This is a genomic window from Parafrankia sp. EUN1f, assembly GCF_000177675.1.
Lineage (GTDB): Bacteria > Actinomycetota > Actinomycetes > Frankiales > Frankiaceae > Parafrankia.
On record NZ_ADGX01000189.1, the window covers coordinates 1 to 14,947 of the forward strand.

Here is a 14,947-nt window from a genome sequence, read left to right on the forward strand (position 1 = left end):
GCGGCGGCCCGGCGCGGGCGGCGGCCGGCCGGTGGGGGGCAGCCGCCGCGCTGCTGCGCGGCTCCACGCTGCGCGGCTCCACGCTGCGCGGACCGGTGTTGCCCGCGTCGCTCGTCTCGACGGCGTCTGGTGCGACGGGTACCACCGTGAGGCGGGCGCGGCCGGTCGCGAGGTCGCCGACCTGCCGCGCGTCGAGGGTGGCCAGCAGCTCCGAGAGGCGCCGCAGCACGAGAATTCCGATGTCGGCCGGGGCCGTTGCCCCGAGCGGAGCGTCACGGGTCACCGTGCGCGGCGATATCCCGGTGTCAGTACCCACGGTTCGCCGCCCCGATCCGCCGCAGGAACTCGTCGACAAGGGCGCGCAACTCCACCGCCAGCGCCCGGGGTATGCGCTCGGAAAGTACCACGGGCAGCCGCGTACCGGCCGCTCCGGCGAAGTAGGTGTTGCTCTCCCGGACCATTGCCTCGAAAACCGGGACATCGAGGCTGCGCACCAGGTCGATGTGCGGCTGCATGGCGTTGATGGGCTGGCCGCCGTAGTACTGCACCATGGTGAAGACGATGCCCAGAATCCGTGGGTCGAGCCTTTTGACCTCCGGATGCCGGTCCGACTGCAGCCCGGCCACCCGGTTGTACTCCCAGGTGAAGCGGTGCAGCCGGCTGAGGAGATGCTCGATACCCAGGGTCGACAGCTCGTCCGGCCGCGCCGGGATCAGCAGGTGGTCGCAGGCGGCGATCGCGGTGCGGGTGATGACACCGAAGTTCGGTGGGCAGTCGATGAGAACCAGGTCGTAGTCGTGCGGGTGCAGCGTTGCCAGGCCGGTGACGAGCCGCTGATAGACGTCGAAGTAGTACCGGGTGGACCGCTGGGCCTGCGCACCTCCCAGCCGGGCAGCCAGGTTCATCTCCACGTCCCCGAGGGAGAGGTGGGACGCGACCAGCCCGAGCGCGCCGCCGTTGTAACTGATGGCGGAGTTGACCACCGGCGGTGACGTGATGAACGGGGAGAGGTGCGGGACGTAGGCCTCGCCGCGCCACGCCTCGAACCACTCCTTGATGGTCCGGTCGTCAGCGAGATTCGCACGCCATTCGTCGGGGCGGTAGAAGGAGAAAGTGAGACTCGCCTGCGGATCGAGGTCGATCATCAGAACGCGCTTTCCCCACCGGGCTATGTCCGCGCCGATGTTGGCGGTGAGTGTCGTCTTTCCTACCCCACCCTTGTAGTTGACGACTGCCACGACTTTCACGGCATCCTCGCTCCCGTACCCCGGCTGGCGCTGCTAAGAGGTAACCACATGCCGGTTCGAGGGCATTCGTGTGGCATGCCGGGGGCTGCTGACCGCCGGCCGCCGGCCGCGCGGTGCCCGATCAGCGGCCGACCTGTGTACGGGGTCCGCCCGGAGGTGCCCGGTAGGCGTTCTGACACTCCGTGCATCCGCGCCGGCCCGAGCATCCGATGCCCTCCCGATGTCCGTCCGACGTCCTTTCGAGGCGCCTGAGGCGCCTGAGGCGTCTCTCGGGGCCGCTGGCGTCTCCCAGGAGCCTGGGGTCGGCCGGCGTCCCGCGGATGCCGACCCCGACCGACACTTCTGCGTACATCGTGCTGAATAGGAAAAATTATGGCGTAGGTGTCGATCGGGCCCGCGAGTGGCTCTTCCGGGTGACAGGGGGCCGATCAGATCGTCCGAGGGGCGCGACATCATGGGACGTACCGGCATCTGGCCGGCGACCCGCATCGGCGCGGCATCAGGGAGCCACCATGTCCGATCCATCTGTTGATCTAGCTGCCGACCCGGCCACCCTGGTGGACCGGCTGGCTTCGCTGTCGGAGTCCCAGACCGAGGAGCTCCTGCGGGGGCAGCGCGGGGACGCCGTCCTCGACGAGCTGTTCGCGCGGATGCGCGACAGCTTCCAGCCCGAGAAGGCCGGGGGCGAGGACGCACTGGTCCAGTTCGAGCTCGGCGGTGGCCCGGGCGGTGTGACTCGGGTCTTCGCGCTGTCCATCCGCGCCGCGGTGTGCGAGCTCACCATCGATCCGCCCGGCGGTGCCGTGCCGGCTGACGATCGCACCGTTACCGTGCGCACGGATCGGGTCCGCCTGGTTCGCGTGGTCACCGGTCAGGCGAACGCGGCCAAGCTCTTCCTCACCCGCAAGATCAAGATTGATGGTGATCTGAAGTTCGGCGGGCAGGTGGTGTCCTGGTTCGGGGTCACTCCGGAGAACTGAGAGGCGCGCCGGGGCGTGGGGCGGCGGCGGCCAGCGGCCGGCGGGCGATCCGGCTGTCGTGCCTGCGGCTGGCCCTCGCTCCGGCGAATGAATGTCCGGTGTAGGGCCGCTCGTCTGGCATGAGTCAGCCGTGAACCGGTGCGTCGGGCGAAAATAATCCATCCGGCGGTGGTGGTGGTCCGTGCATCGGTACCCTGCTCGAAGGGCGGTCGGCCGTGCACCTCGTGGCCGCCTCGCTACTGGCTTCCCACGGTTCGCGCCTGATGTCAGTACCGCTCCCGCCGCGCTGCCGCCTTCGCGCTTTGCCTTCATCCGACGCTGTCGTCACGTCGCCCTCATCACATTGAGGTTCAGTGCCTCAGGCTCTTGTCGCTGGATGCCAGTGCCGGGTAGCTGCTGGCGGTGGAGTACCACCACGCCCGAAAATCGCGCGCACGCACGGTTGCATTTGTGTACTGACCGTAGATGGGTCGAGGGTGCTTCACGGCGCCAGCCTGGTTCTACGCAATCACTGTTGCCCGAGGTGTTGCCAAGACTTCCCATACACGCAACCATCTATCACCGTGACCTGTGACGACGTAATGCAAGTGGCCGACCCGGTCGAACGGGCAGCGCTCGCCGACCAGCTCATGTGGACGGCGAGCCAACAGCGTTCCGCGCTACGCGGTGTCCGGGCCGCCGCGATCAGGCAGGCTCTTGAGGATGGGTCGACCACAGCCGAGCTGGCCCGCCGGATGCGGGTCACCGAGGCCGACGTCGCCTGGATGGCTGATCATCCGGTGTCCACGCTGCGGGTTGTTCCGCTGAAGCCCGAGCGAGCGATGCGCATCGCCTGAGCGGGTCGTTTCCGCGGTATGAGGGACGTCGTCCGGTCAACGGCGACCGGGCACACTCCCTCGCTGTCCCTTACCCGATCCGCCCCGGACGGGCGGAGCGGCCACCGGCCGCACCGTCGACTCCTGCCCCGGCCGTGTTTCCCCCCGCCGGGCTCGCACCTTCTTCGACGCCCTTCTCGTGCGTCTTCGTCCCCACTCTCCCGGTGACATCGATAGTGAGCATTTTCCGTCTCACGGTGCACGGTCAGGGATGCCGCAGGTCCGAATCGACGATATGAGGCACGGTCGCGCCCGTGGCTTCCAATGCCCGGAATCACTACAGCGGCCCGCTTCGACAGTCGCCTTCCCCTCGTCGTCACCGCCTTCTCGGCCGTGGTTCGCAGCCGTGCCACGCCGGCCTTTTCTCCGCGTCTGTGGCTTTCATCTTTTCTGTCGTAATTTGTCGGCAAGCAGGCCGTTGACGGGCTGGTGGCCAGGTAATACGCAGGCCTTTCGGTCGCCGCGGACGGCATCGTCGGTTCCGCCCGGCACGCACCCGACGTCCCGCCTGCGCGCGGTCCGGGCTCGCACGCGCTCGGCCTCGGCCCGCGCCCGAGCCGCCGCTCCGCATCCGGGTCCGCCTGGTCCGCCTGGTCCGTCCTGGCCGGTCCCGGTCCGAAAAGCGTTTGACCTCAAGCTCGGTTGAGGTCTTACTGTCGCCGCACGTGGCCGGGATCGGCCGCCCGAGGCGGCCGCGTGGGCACACGAAAACTGTCGGTACGGCGTGCTTCCATGCCTGCGACAGAGCTGGATCTCGACGCGGACAAGGTGGTGTTGCGATGAGCCTGGAGTCCACGGCCTGGCACTCGATGTACTCGATGATGCACGCGCGGCGGGAACGGCGGCCGTTCTCCCGCGCCACCGTTCGCCGCATCGCGGGCTTCGCGGCGCCGCACCGGCGCAGGCTGGGCTGCTTTCTGGTGACGAGTGTCGCGATGGCTGTCCTGGCGGTCGTCACACCGGTCCTCGCCGGCCGGGTCGTCACCGCGATCGTGGACGGGTCGCGTCCCCGGGTGGTCGTTGTCCTGGCGATGGTGATCGCCGCGATCGCGCTGGTCGAAGCCGGGCTGGGAATCCTCAACCGCTGGCTGTCCGCGGGCATTGGCGAGGGGCTGATCCTCGACCTGCGCACGGCCGTCTTCGACCACGTGCAGCGAATGCCGGTCGCGTTTTTCACCCGGACCAGGACAGGCGCCCTGGTCAGCCGGTTGAACAACGACGTCATCGGTGCTCAACGGGCATTCAGTGACACGTTTTCCGGCGTTGTCGGCAACCTGGTGTCACTGCTGCTCACGCTCGTGGTGATGGTCAGCCTCTCCTGGCAGGTCACCCTGTGCGCGCTCATTCTGCTTCCCGTGTTCGTCCTGCCCGCGCGGCGGATGGGTTCCCGGCTGGCCGGGCTGGAGCTCGAGGCGGCCAACCACAACGCGGCCATGGGCTCGCGCATGACGGAACGCTTCTCCGCCCCCGGCGCCACCCTCGTGAAGCTGTATGGGCGGCCCGCGGAGGAATCCGCCCAGTTCGCCCGCCGGGCCCGCCGGGTGCGCGACATCGGCGTACGTTCCGCGATGCTCCAATGGGTGTTCCTGTCGGCGCTCACGCTGGTGTCGGCGCTCGCGCTGGCACTCGTCTACGGGCTCGGCGGGTACCGCGCGCTGCGGGGCGACCTGGATCCGGGTGCGGTTGTCGCGCTCGCCCTGCTGCTGACCCGGCTGTACGCACCGCTCACCGCCCTGGCCAACGCCCGTGTCGAGATCATGAGCGCGCTGGTGAGCTTCGAGCGGGTATTCGAGATCCTCGATCTGGCGCCGCTCATCGTCGAGTCGCCGAAGGCGCGGCCGGTGCCCGACGGGCCGGTCAGCGTGGAGTTCGACGAGGTCGACTTCGCCTACCCGACCGCCGAGGCCGTCTCCCTGGCGTCGTTGGAGGAGGTAGCCGTCCTCGACGAGCGCGGCGGCGCCGAGGTGCTCCACGGCGTGTCGCTGCGGGCGGAACCCGGCCAGATGATCGCCCTGGTCGGATCGTCGGGCGCGGGCAAGTCGACGATCGCCCAGCTCATCCCGCGTCTGTACGACGTGGGCGCGGGCGCGGTGCGGTTGTCCGGGGTCGACGTCCGGGAGCTCACCGCGGACTCGGTGCGCCAGGCCGTCGGCATGGTCACCCAGGACGACCATCTCTTCCACGACACGGTGCGCGCGAACCTGCTGCTGGCGCGCCCCGAGGCGGGCGACGAGGAGCTCTGGGGCGTCCTGCGCCGGGCCCGGCTCGCGGAGCTCGTCGAGGAGCTTCCCGACGGGCTCGACACGGTGGTCGGCGAGCGGGGCTACCGCCTTTCCGGTGGGGAACGCCAGCGGCTCACCATCGCACGCCTGCTGCTCGCCCGGCCCCGCGTGGTGGTGCTGGACGAGGCGACCGCGCACCTGGACTCGACCTCCGAGGCCGCCGTGCAGGCAGCGCTCGCCGAGGCCCTCGCGGGCCGCACCGCCGTGGTCATCGCCCACCGGCTCTCGACCATCCGCTCCGCCGACCAGATCCTGGTCGTCGAGGCCGGCCGGATCGTCGAGCGGGGCAACCACACCGAGCTGCTGGCGGCGGGCGGGCGGTACGCCGAGCTGTACCGCACCCAGTTCGAGCAGCGGGACCAGACCGACCAGCGGGACCAGGCTGGTCAGCAGGACCAGGCCGGGCGGCTGCCCGCCCAGCCCGGTCCCACCCTCGTCGGCGCGGGCTGACCGCGCCGACGAGACGTCAGCACAGGTCAGCCGGCCTGCAGGCCCTTCGACCAGAGGACGTTCCCGGCGACGTCGATGAGCTGGGCGGTCAACGCGCGCGAACGGCCGTCGATCGCCAGCCGGCCGAAGAACTGCAGGCCCGCAGACGGCGGCAGGTTCGACTGGCCCGCCGGCGGGGCCTTCACGAAGACCTGCTCGGGGCCGAAGGTCGAGTCGAGCGTGTTCGGCCCGAACGTGCCGGCGTTCGCCGGGCCGGCGACGAACTCCCAGAACGGGTCGAAGTCGCCGAACGCGGCCCGGTCCGGGTGGTAGTGGTGCGCCGCCGTGTAGTGGACGTCCGCGGTGAGCCACACGGTGTTGCGCACCTTGTTGCGGCGGATCGACGAGAGGATCTGCGCGATCTCGACCTCACGCCCCAGCGGGGCACCGGCCGCGCCCTGGGCGACACCTTCGATGCCGGTCGGGCTGTCGGAGACGAGCAGGCCGATCGGCAGGTCGTTGGCGATGACCTTCCAGGTGGCCTTGCTCTTCTTCAGGCCGTCGATGAGCCAGTCCCGCTGGGTCGCGCCCAGGATCGCCGCGCCCGCGGGGTCGTTCTGGCCGTCCGGGTTGGCGTTCTTGTAGCTGCGCATGTCCAGGATGAAGACGTCCAGCAGCGGGCCGTAGGAGATCTTCCGGTAGATCCGGCCGTTCGGGTCACCGCGGCCCTGCAGCATCGGGGTGTACTCGTACATCGCCTGCTTGGCGCGGGCGGCGAGCACGTCGGCGCGCTTCTCGGTGTAGCGGGTGTCCGTGGTGAGGACCTCGCCGGGGTACCAGTTGTTCGTGGTCTCGTGGTCGTCCCACTGGAACAGCCACGGCACCTCGCGGTTGAACGCGCGCAGGTTCGCGTCCAGGAAGTTGTAGCGGAAGTTGCCGCGGTACTCGGCGAGGGTCTCGGCGACCTTGCGCTTCTCGTCGATGACCAGGTTGCGCCACACCGTCCCGTCGGCGAGCGGCACCGTTTCGGCCAGCACACCGTCGGAGTACACGAAGTCACCGGAGCAGATCGCGAAGTCCGGCGACGTCCGGCGCATCGTCTCGAAGATCTTCATGCCGCCGAGGTCCGGGTTGATGCCCCAGCCCTGCCCCGCGACGTCGCCGGTCCACACCAGCGACACGTCGCTGGCGCGCGCCGGAGCGGTCCGGAACCGGCCGACCAGCGTCTCGCCGCCGCGCCGCGGGTCGTCCGCCGCGGTCAGCTTCACCCGGTAGAACACCTCGCTGCCCGGGGGCAGGCCGTCGACCGCGACGATGCCGGTGCGGTCCGTCGCGTCGGTCAGGCGGGTCACGCCCACCGTGCGCGCCGAGCGGAACGACTCCGTCCCGGACACCTCGACGGTCATCAGCGCCGGCCGGTCCGAGCGTGCCCAGATCACACCGCTGCGGGCGGTGACCTCACCGGACTGGATGCCCGAGGTGAAGGTCGGCCGACCACCCAGCACCTGCCCGGGGGTGCTGCCCGAACCCGAAGCCGAACCTGGGCCGGCCCACGCCGCCGGCGAGCCGAGCCCACCGGCCAGGCCCATGGTCCCCGCGGTCGCGATGACGGCGCCACCGCGCAGCAGTGCCCGGCGCCCGATCGCGGCGGACCCGAGCGAGCCGGCCTCGATCGCCCCACCAGTTTCGCCCGCGTCGGTGGCAGGCGTCCGGTGGTCAGGTGCGGTCATGGAGTGTCCCCATTCTCGGTGCCGCACCGTGCACCGCGTCCCCGGGCGTCATCCGCGCCACCTGCGCGGCGGCTCCGGCACGGCGTCAGCGTCGTTGCCCCCAGCGGGGAAAAGAGTGGCAATCATGGCGGACTGTCCGTCGACAGCCGACCGACGACGTGGTGAACGTTGCGGGACGGAAAGGTGTGGCCCTGACAAGAACCGATACGCGCTGATGCCGCCGGGCACGTCAAGCGGACCGACGACCAGGGGCGACGGGACCACCGGGTGGTCTCGCCGTGTCGGGCATCGCCTAGAATTTCCGGCCCAAGCGCTGTTTGAGCAGGGCGGCGGAGGGAGACCGTGGGTTGAGCGGGCTGCCGGGAGCGACACGAGATCCGCAGTGGCGTCCCAGAACGCCTCCGTTCGATCTTCGTGCTGGTGGTACTCCGCGACGCAGCGCGTCATCACAGCTCGCCAGGGTGACCCTGGGGTTCCTGTCGGTTCTGGTCTTCATCGTCACGGCCAGCGGCTGGGCGTTCTACACCTACGTCAACGGCAACACCGACCGGGTCAGCCTCAGCCTGGGCAGCGACCGCCCCGAGCAGACCGACGGCGCTACCAACTACCTGGTCGTCGGCACCGACAGCCGGGCGAACAGCGGCGGAGCCTACGGCGACGTCGAGGGGCAGCGCTCCGACACCACGATCCTCGTGCACTTCAGCGAGGACGAGACCGTGACGATGCTGTCCTTCCCGCGTGACACCTACGTCCAGATCCCCAAGTACACCGACAGTGCCGGCAAGGTTCACGCCGCACACAAGAACAAGTTCAACTCGGCCATCTCCGACGGCGGGCCCTCGCTGCTCGTCCGTACGGTCGAGTCGCTCACCAACCTGCGTATCGACCACTACGTGTCGATGGACCTGGAGGGCTTCAAGGCCATCACCGACGCCATCGGGGGCGTCGACGTGTGCGTCCTGCCATCGACCTTCAAGGAGTACGTCTCCGAGAACGGCCGCACCAGCCGCAACACGAACGACCCGATGAGCGGCTTCGTGGGCGGACCCGGGACCGTGCACGTCAACGGTGAGCAGGCCCTCGCGTTCGTCCGGCAGCGCCACGGACTGCCCGGCGGCGACCTCGACCGCATCCACCGCCAGCAGCAGTTCATGGGAGCGGTCTTCCACAAGGTCATCGGTGGTGGGGTGCTGAAGAGCCCCAGCAAGCTGGAAGGGCTGATCAGCACCGCGACCGGGGCACTCACCCTCGACGACAACACCGACATCATGGACCTTCGCAAGCTCGCCACCCGGCTGAAGGGCATCGCCTCGGGCGGCATCGCCATGCAGACCCTGCCGACGCACGCACCGGGCCCGACCGAGGGCGGCAACGAGCGAGGCGAGATCCTCATCGGCGGCCAGCGAGTGTCCGTGCAGCTCTACAACCCCGCAGACCTTGAGAAGATCATCGCGCCGCTCGGCGGCTCCACCGGAGTGGCCACCACCGGCACCGGCTCGGCCGCGATGACCGTGCAGGTCTTCAACGGCACCACGATCGCCGGCCTCGCCGCGGGCGCCGTCGACGAGCTCACCGCCAAGGGCTACCAGGCGACGAACTCGGGCAACACCACCGACAGCAGCAACTACGTGACCTCCCGGGTCCGCTACGGCGCCGGCATGCAGGACGCGGCGACCGCCCTGCAGGCCCTCGTGCCGGGCGCACGCCTGGAAAGCGATGCCAGCATCACCGGCCTGCAGCTCATCCTCGGGACGTCCTTCGACGGCCTCACGGACGCCCCGGTGACCGCATCGTCGGTCGCGGCGCAGTCCACCGCCGCGCACGCCGGTTCCGCCACGGCCACAGGTTCGGGCACCCAGGCCCCCGCGGCCGCAGGGGCAGGCGCCGACGTGGCCACCACGGCACCCGAGGCCGCCGCGCCAACCGCCCCGAACTGCACCTACTGATCCCGGGCCTACCGGCGCCCGCCGCAGCCCGAGCCTCGGGCTTCCGCTTCAGCTGTCGCCACCGCCACCGCCACCGCTGTCGCTGTCGCTGTCGCTGTCGCCGAGCAAGAAGTGAGGATTCTGGCTGCTGCAGCAACCGAAATCCTCACTTCTTGCGGAGCGTCAAGCGACCCTATGCCCCGTTTGCGCTCATTGGTGCGAATTGTGCTGGCGCGGTGCGGTAGCGCAGGATCGCCGGTGGGTCGCCGTGGGGCGTGTGGGCACGGACCACCAGGTCAATATCGCTGGGCCTGGATCCGCCACGTCTCGGGATCTTCCTGCGCGCTCATCGGTGGCTGATCCCGGGCCTACCGACGGTCGGGCTCGTCCGCGGCGTGGTTGGCTGAGCCCTTCGGCACCCGCTGGCGTGGGCTGAGCGAGGTCCACTCCTGCGCCCAGCCGGCCAGCGGCTCCAACACGCCCAGGAGCCGCCGGCCGTGGCTGGTCAGGCGGTACTCACCCGCCTCGTCGACCTCCACCAGGCCCGCTTCGCGCAGCTCACGGGTCCGCTGGGAGAGCTGTGACTCCGCCGCACCCACCCGCGCGGCCAGCCCCCGAAACGAGGACGAGCCGCCGCGAAGACACCAGAAGGCCGCGAGCGCGTGCCGCCGGCCGAGCAGGTCCACCAGCGTGAGCAGTTCCTCCGGCGCCCCCGAGCCGGACGGACCACTCACGCCATGCGTGTGCCGGCTGCTCAGTGGGTTCGCACCCCCGCCCCGTTCGAGCTGTGCGCGTCGCGGGGGAGGGCGAACGGGGCGCTGTTCACATCGCCCTCCGAAGAACCACCGAGCATCGCGCGCACCCGGCCGAACAGAGCCCCGGCCTGCGCGGACACCACGCCGGCCACACTCTGGACCTCGGGACGCTCTCGCACCTCGCGAGCCTGGCGCATGATCGCGTCGTAGTGCTCGCGGCCACCGCGCGCACCCAGGACATATCCGACGCCAAGGGCGATGGCCACACTGGGCCTGATGCGCATGGTTCCTCCCGGGGGCAGGACCGGGCGGGCGCGGCCGACTCCGCTGGCGCTCCGGCATGTCACTAGGCTTGTTTACTACCCCACCGGCAGCACCCGGGGAACCTCAGGTAAGCTGACGGACGTCAGACACGATCTGGACCGCCGATCTGGACCGCGAGGTCGCCGATCTACCCGGAGCTGGTTGCCGGGTGACTGGTGTACGATCTGCAAGGGTCCCAGGTTCGTGGATGGCACCCAGAACGGTCCTGCGTAGCTCAATTGGCAGAGCAGCCGGCTGTTAACCGGCAGGTTATAGGTTCGAGTCCTATCGCAGGAGCACTTTACGCCCAGGCCAAGGGCTATCATTTCGAGACATTAAGATCTTGAAATGAAGATTGTCCAGACTTTATCCCCATGATTTTTTGGCCTGCCAAAGAGACCTGCCGGTGCCCGCGTGATGGACAGTCCCGGCCGCGGACGTCGCCGAGTCGAAACCGACATGGTGGATGTACCCCTGCCGGGCGGTTGTGAACAGCGTCGTCCGCAGTGGCGACACTGTGCGCAACCCCCTGCCGCAGCGCGCCGCCTTCGTGCACGAGTTGCTCGTCTTCCTGGCGCGGTGTGGCTGGGACGGTGCGCCGCGATTCCTCGGTGTCGATGAGTGCGACCGGGAGGTCCTCAGCTTCCTGCCCGGACATGTCGCCTGGGGGCCCGTACAGCCTGCGTCAGTCATGTCCGATGAGAGCCTCGTCGGGGTCGCCGAGCTGGTTCATGACTTTCACGATAGTCCACGAGCATCCCGCGCGAATCGCACCGATCGTGCCACGTCCAGCTGCGTAGTACCTTTTACCGATGGATACGGTCGAGTTCCGACTGGAGACCGAGCGTTTTCCGATAGGCGAGACACTGGCAGTCCGGCCCTACGTGAACGGTGTCGACCTCCGGGAACTTGTACGCGCCGTCGAGCTGCCGTATGCCGAGGGCGATCCCGACTCCGCCGGCAGCTACGCCGGCCTCCGTGACCCGGGTGTCCGCTGGCCCAGCCGGCACTTCCTCGGCGAGCGTTCGGTGACCTGGTTCGGAGACGGTGACACCGTCCTGCTGGGCTGCATCTGCGGCGACGCCGGCTGCTGGCCGTTGACGGCGCGGGTCGACATCGCCGACGACGCCGTCATCTGGCGCGACTTCCGGAACAGCCATCACCGCTGGAATCTCGATGGTCTCGGCCCGTTCCGCTTCAACCTGCTCGCCTATGAGACCGCACTCCGGCAGACCATGAAATGAATCCGCTCCGGTGGTCGCGCTATGCGGTTGTGAGGGACATCGGCCGGAGCCCGGCGCGTCAGCAGTCACGTGCGGTGAGACGCGCGTGGACACGTGTTGTCCTCGACTGCGGATGCCCTGACCTGTACTACTGCGCGGCGGGTGACGACATCGAATGCCCGTGCCACGGAGGCTTCGACACCTGCTGCGATCGGCAGGACGAGCACATCCCGGTGCTGCGCCGTCATCGACTGCTCTGGCGTGCCCGGCGGATGCTGCGCGGTGAATTCTCCTGTCGTCTCCCCGACAACGAAATCCGGCCCGAGGCCTGACCAGCGGCTGCGGGAGCCGGATGCCCTGTCCGGTCGTCGATCCGGGGTACTTCGTCGGGGACCATTGCTCTCGGCCGTGTACGTCCGGCGATAATCAGCCGCGTGGGGCGCCACCCGCCTGACGGATGACGGGTACGGCCGTTCCTGTGGTCAGGTGGCCGCGGCGGTCGGCCTTCCGGCAGGAAACCATTCGTTCGACGAGCCCAGGTGAGTGAGATGGCTGGCAGGGAGACGGGGCCGCGGCGGCTGTGGCTGCTCCGCGCGTCGCTGGGCGTCCTGCTGGTCGCGTCCGCGGTGACCATCGCCGTATGGCGTTCGCCGGGGACACCCCCGGCCCGGGCCGCGAACCTGGACGACAGCTCGGCCTGGCTGCCTTCCGCCCCCGCCTGGGCCGGAGTGCTGGTGGACGGGGCGTCGGCAGCGGTGATCCGTCGAGTGTCTCTCCTGGGAGAGCCGTTGGCGGTCGCCCAGTCGGGGCCGGACGCGTTCGCCGTTCTGAAGGACGGTGCCGTCCAGCGCATCGACGGTGCGACGTTCGACCTGGGCGCTCCGGTGTCGTTCGTCGACGCTGGAACCAGAAACGCGGATGTCGGGCAGCTCGCCGACGGGCAGCCGCGGCTGGAGATCCGGGCCACGCCCAGTGTGGTCTTCGTCCGGGACCGGCTGACCGGCGTGGTCAGCATCGCCGACCCGAAGACGCTGCGGACCGTGCGGACCTACTCGCTGGCGGCCCCCGCTGGCATGGCTGAAGGGGCCACGATCAGCGACACTTCGGCGGGTGCCGACGGCGAGGCACGGCTCTGGGCCGTCGACGGCACCGGCGGGCTCGTCAGAATCGACGCCGCCGGCACCCGCGTCTGGCGGAACGTGGTCAGCAATCCGGCGCTGGTGCAGCTGGTGACGGTGGCAGGCAAGCCCTACCTCGTCGACTTCGCCGCCGGCACCGTGCGAACGATCGGGGCGGACGGCCTCGGCGACGAGCACGCATGCGTCGAGCCGCTGTCCGACCTGCGGACGATCGAGGTCATCGGCGCCAGCCGGGGGACGGCGCTGTACCTGGTGAACAGCCAGCGGGGAGTGCTGGTGGTCAGTGACGTCGCGGAGGGCGGTTGCGCCACGGCGGCACTGCCGATCGCACCCGAAGGTCACACGCTCGGGCAGCCGAAGGATGCGGCGGGGCGTGTGTTCATCCCCGATCTGAGCACCGGTGCGATCATCGTCGTGGACACGACGGACCCGGCCCGCCCGCGGGTTCTGGCCCGCTCGGAAGTGGTGCACGGGCCGAGTGCCGCGCTCGAGCTGGTCGCGCAGGGCACGTTGATGTTCTACAACGACCGCAATCGTGACATCGCTGGCGTCATCCGGGCGGATGGCACGCCTTCCGAGGCGCACGAGTTCGACCGGGGCGCAGCCGGCGTCGCCGCGAACACGCCGTCCGGCCCGGCGCAGACGCCGCCCCCGGCGCAGACGCCGCCCCCGGCGCAGACATCCCCTCCGGCGCAGCCGTCACAGCCGGCGCAGAACTCCGCCCCGGCGCGGACGCCTCAGCCGACGCGTACCGCCGAGTCGAGGCCGGTCGTCCCGGTGATGCCGTCCTCGTCCCCTTCGACACAGGCTTCCGAGCCGCAGCCGCGCACAGTGCCGCAGGTCAGCAACTCGCCGACCTCTGCGCCGCGGACCTCGGCGCGGCCGCCCGCACGGTCCGGTGTAGAGATCCGCGTGACCGCCCAGCAGGTCACGACTGACAGTGCGGTGACCCTGCGGGTCGTCCCACTGGGTGACACAGCACCGGTGGCGAGTGCCAGCTGGTACTACGGCGACGGCGCGAACGGGATGGGTCTCGACGTTACCCATTCATGGGCCGCGGCCGGGACCTACACCGTCAGCGTCAGCGCGCAGCTTGTCGGCGGCGGTACTGCCACGGAGCAGGTCTCCATCACAGTGCGGCCGCGGACGGCCGCCCTCCCGTCGTCGCCGCCCGCGCAGCTGCCGACCGGAACGCGGCAGCAGCCGTCGTCGACCCGCCCGACAGCGCCCGGCGGGTCGTCGACGTCCCCGACGACCACGCGGTCGACGACCGCCCCGGTGCGGACGACTCCGCCGCCCGCTCCGACCCCGACCCCGACTCCGCCGTCGCGGACGACTCCTCCTCCGCCGTCGCCGAGCCCGTCGCTGTCGCCAAGCCCGTCACCAGCGCCGACAACCGTGGCGCCGACAACCGTGGCGCCGACAACCGTGGCGCCGACAACCGTGGCGCCGACAACCGTGGCGCCGACAACCGTGGCGCCGACAACGGTGGCGCCGACGACGGTGGCGCCGACGACGGTGCCGCCGGCGCCGTCCACCTACTCGGAGACGTCCAACCACGGCGGGCACACATGGACGAACTACCAGACCGCCGGCGGGACGCGCGGCCCGGACATCGGGTACCACCAGACTGTGCAGGTGACCTGCCGGGTGCGTGGCTACGTCACCCCGAACGGGAACGACTGGTGGTACCGGATCGCGTCGTCGCCGTGGAACGACGCGTACTACTCCGACGCGGACGGCTTCTACAACAACGGCCAGACCTCCGGCCCGTCGAACACCGTCTGGGTCGAAGCACCAGAAGTGGAGGTACCCAGCCAGTTCTCACGGCTGGCGGCGCGGGCTGCACGGAAAAGGTGTGAGCCACGCCGCGCGGACCGAGGTGGGCCGCCCGATCACGCGCCGGGATTTCGCCCGGCACAGAAGAATTCCGGGGCTGGTCACTCCACTCCGGCGCAGATTCGCCACTTTGTGACGAAAGTCCCGCCCGTTTGGGCGCGACTCCGACTGATTTGCGAAGTAAGACCACTGTCCGACGGTCGGAACGGCCGATCGTAAA

General features: G+C 69.8%; 11 protein-coding genes, 1 tRNA gene and 1 pseudogene. 8 read left to right on the plus strand and 5 right to left on the minus strand.

The features are described 5' to 3' along the window. Positions 1 to 316, minus strand: a pseudogene (locus FREUN1FDRAFT_RS33790) (hypothetical protein); the annotation flags it as partial. Beyond that, on the minus strand, positions 306 to 1,247 hold the full coding sequence (locus FREUN1FDRAFT_RS33795) for a ParA family protein (protein ID WP_006544859.1): 942 nt from the start codon (positions 1,245 to 1,247) through the stop codon (positions 306 to 308). The gene FREUN1FDRAFT_RS33795 and the pseudogene FREUN1FDRAFT_RS33790, both read right to left, overlap by 11 nt. A gap of 512 nt (positions 1,248 to 1,759) precedes the next feature. On the opposite strand from FREUN1FDRAFT_RS33795, the gene FREUN1FDRAFT_RS33800 reads away from it, so the two are divergent. The 3 genes from FREUN1FDRAFT_RS33800 (at position 1,760) to FREUN1FDRAFT_RS33810 (ending at position 5,834) form a co-directional block, all read left to right on the plus strand. Then, positions 1,760 to 2,227: an SCP2 sterol-binding domain-containing protein gene (locus FREUN1FDRAFT_RS33800; protein WP_006544860.1), complete on the plus strand. Its 468-nt coding sequence runs from the start codon at positions 1,760 to 1,762 to the stop codon at positions 2,225 to 2,227. A gap of 581 nt (positions 2,228 to 2,808) precedes the next feature. After that, positions 2,809 to 3,063: a hypothetical protein gene (locus FREUN1FDRAFT_RS33805; protein WP_006544861.1), complete on the plus strand. Its 255-nt coding sequence runs from the start codon at positions 2,809 to 2,811 to the stop codon at positions 3,061 to 3,063. Between the two features lie 818 nt (positions 3,064 to 3,881). Further along, positions 3,882 to 5,834, plus strand: a complete 1,953-nt coding sequence (locus FREUN1FDRAFT_RS33810; protein WP_006544862.1) for an ABC transporter ATP-binding protein — start codon at positions 3,882 to 3,884, stop codon at positions 5,832 to 5,834. A gap of 26 nt (positions 5,835 to 5,860) precedes the next feature. On the opposite strand, the gene FREUN1FDRAFT_RS33815 is transcribed toward FREUN1FDRAFT_RS33810, so the two are convergent. After that, positions 5,861 to 7,543, minus strand: a complete 1,683-nt coding sequence (locus FREUN1FDRAFT_RS33815; protein WP_006544863.1) for an alkaline phosphatase — start codon at positions 7,541 to 7,543, stop codon at positions 5,861 to 5,863. Between the two features lie 461 nt (positions 7,544 to 8,004). On the opposite strand from FREUN1FDRAFT_RS33815, the gene FREUN1FDRAFT_RS33820 reads away from it, so the two are divergent. Continuing rightward, complete coding sequence (locus FREUN1FDRAFT_RS33820; protein WP_006544864.1) at positions 8,005 to 9,489, plus strand: LCP family protein; 1,485 nt, start codon at positions 8,005 to 8,007, stop codon at positions 9,487 to 9,489. Between the two features lie 347 nt (positions 9,490 to 9,836). Here the strand turns inward: FREUN1FDRAFT_RS33820 and FREUN1FDRAFT_RS33825 are convergent, their stop codons facing one another. Together FREUN1FDRAFT_RS33825 and FREUN1FDRAFT_RS33830 are read right to left on the minus strand one after the other, a co-directional pair. After that, complete coding sequence (locus FREUN1FDRAFT_RS33825) at positions 9,837 to 10,202, minus strand: helix-turn-helix domain-containing protein (RefSeq protein WP_006544865.1); 366 nt, start codon at positions 10,200 to 10,202, stop codon at positions 9,837 to 9,839. A gap of 20 nt (positions 10,203 to 10,222) precedes the next feature. After that, entirely contained in the window at positions 10,223 to 10,507 is a 285-nt protein-coding gene (locus tag FREUN1FDRAFT_RS33830) for a hypothetical protein (RefSeq protein ID WP_006544866.1), read from the minus strand. A 243-nt stretch (positions 10,508 to 10,750) separates the two neighbouring features. Here FREUN1FDRAFT_RS33830 and FREUN1FDRAFT_RS33835 point away from each other — a divergent pair. The 4 genes from FREUN1FDRAFT_RS33835 to FREUN1FDRAFT_RS44535 all read left to right on the plus strand — a co-directional run bounded on the left by FREUN1FDRAFT_RS33835 (position 10,751) and on the right by FREUN1FDRAFT_RS44535 (position 14,946). Further along, a tRNA-Asn gene (locus tag FREUN1FDRAFT_RS33835) sits at positions 10,751 to 10,823 on the plus strand. A gap of 515 nt (positions 10,824 to 11,338) precedes the next feature. Continuing rightward, positions 11,339 to 11,770 carry a hypothetical protein gene (locus FREUN1FDRAFT_RS33840; protein WP_006544868.1) on the plus strand — a complete coding sequence of 144 codons (432 nt, stop codon included), beginning with the start codon at positions 11,339 to 11,341 and terminating at the stop codon, positions 11,768 to 11,770. A 74-nt stretch (positions 11,771 to 11,844) separates the two neighbouring features. Then, positions 11,845 to 12,081 (plus strand): hypothetical protein, encoded by a 237-nt coding sequence (locus FREUN1FDRAFT_RS33845; RefSeq protein ID WP_035956211.1) that lies wholly within the window; start codon positions 11,845 to 11,847, stop codon positions 12,079 to 12,081. A gap of 216 nt (positions 12,082 to 12,297) precedes the next feature. Further along, on the plus strand, positions 12,298 to 14,946 hold the full coding sequence (locus FREUN1FDRAFT_RS44535; protein WP_006544870.1) for a PKD domain-containing protein: 2,649 nt from the start codon (positions 12,298 to 12,300) through the stop codon (positions 14,944 to 14,946). The last annotated feature ends 1 nt before the right edge of the window (position 14,947 follow it).

Bases quoted from the DNA above. Each gene is read 5' to 3' on its own strand.
- FREUN1FDRAFT_RS33800 (WP_006544860.1), top strand. From the start codon at position 1,760: ATGTCCGATCCATCTGTTGATCTAGCTGCCGACCCGGCCACCCTGGTG.
- FREUN1FDRAFT_RS33805 (WP_006544861.1), top strand. From the start codon at position 2,809: ATGCAAGTGGCCGACCCGGTCGAACGGGCAGCGCTCGCCGACCAGCTC.
- FREUN1FDRAFT_RS33810 (WP_006544862.1), top strand. From the start codon at position 3,882: ATGAGCCTGGAGTCCACGGCCTGGCACTCGATGTACTCGATGATGCAC.
- FREUN1FDRAFT_RS33815 (WP_006544863.1), bottom strand. From the start codon at position 7,543: ATGACCGCACCTGACCACCGGACGCCTGCCACCGACGCGGGCGAAACT.
- FREUN1FDRAFT_RS33830 (WP_006544866.1), bottom strand. From the start codon at position 10,507: ATGCGCATCAGGCCCAGTGTGGCCATCGCCCTTGGCGTCGGATATGTC.
- FREUN1FDRAFT_RS33840 (WP_006544868.1), top strand. From the start codon at position 11,339: ATGGATACGGTCGAGTTCCGACTGGAGACCGAGCGTTTTCCGATAGGC.
- FREUN1FDRAFT_RS44535 (WP_006544870.1), top strand. From the start codon at position 12,298: ATGGCTGGCAGGGAGACGGGGCCGCGGCGGCTGTGGCTGCTCCGCGCG.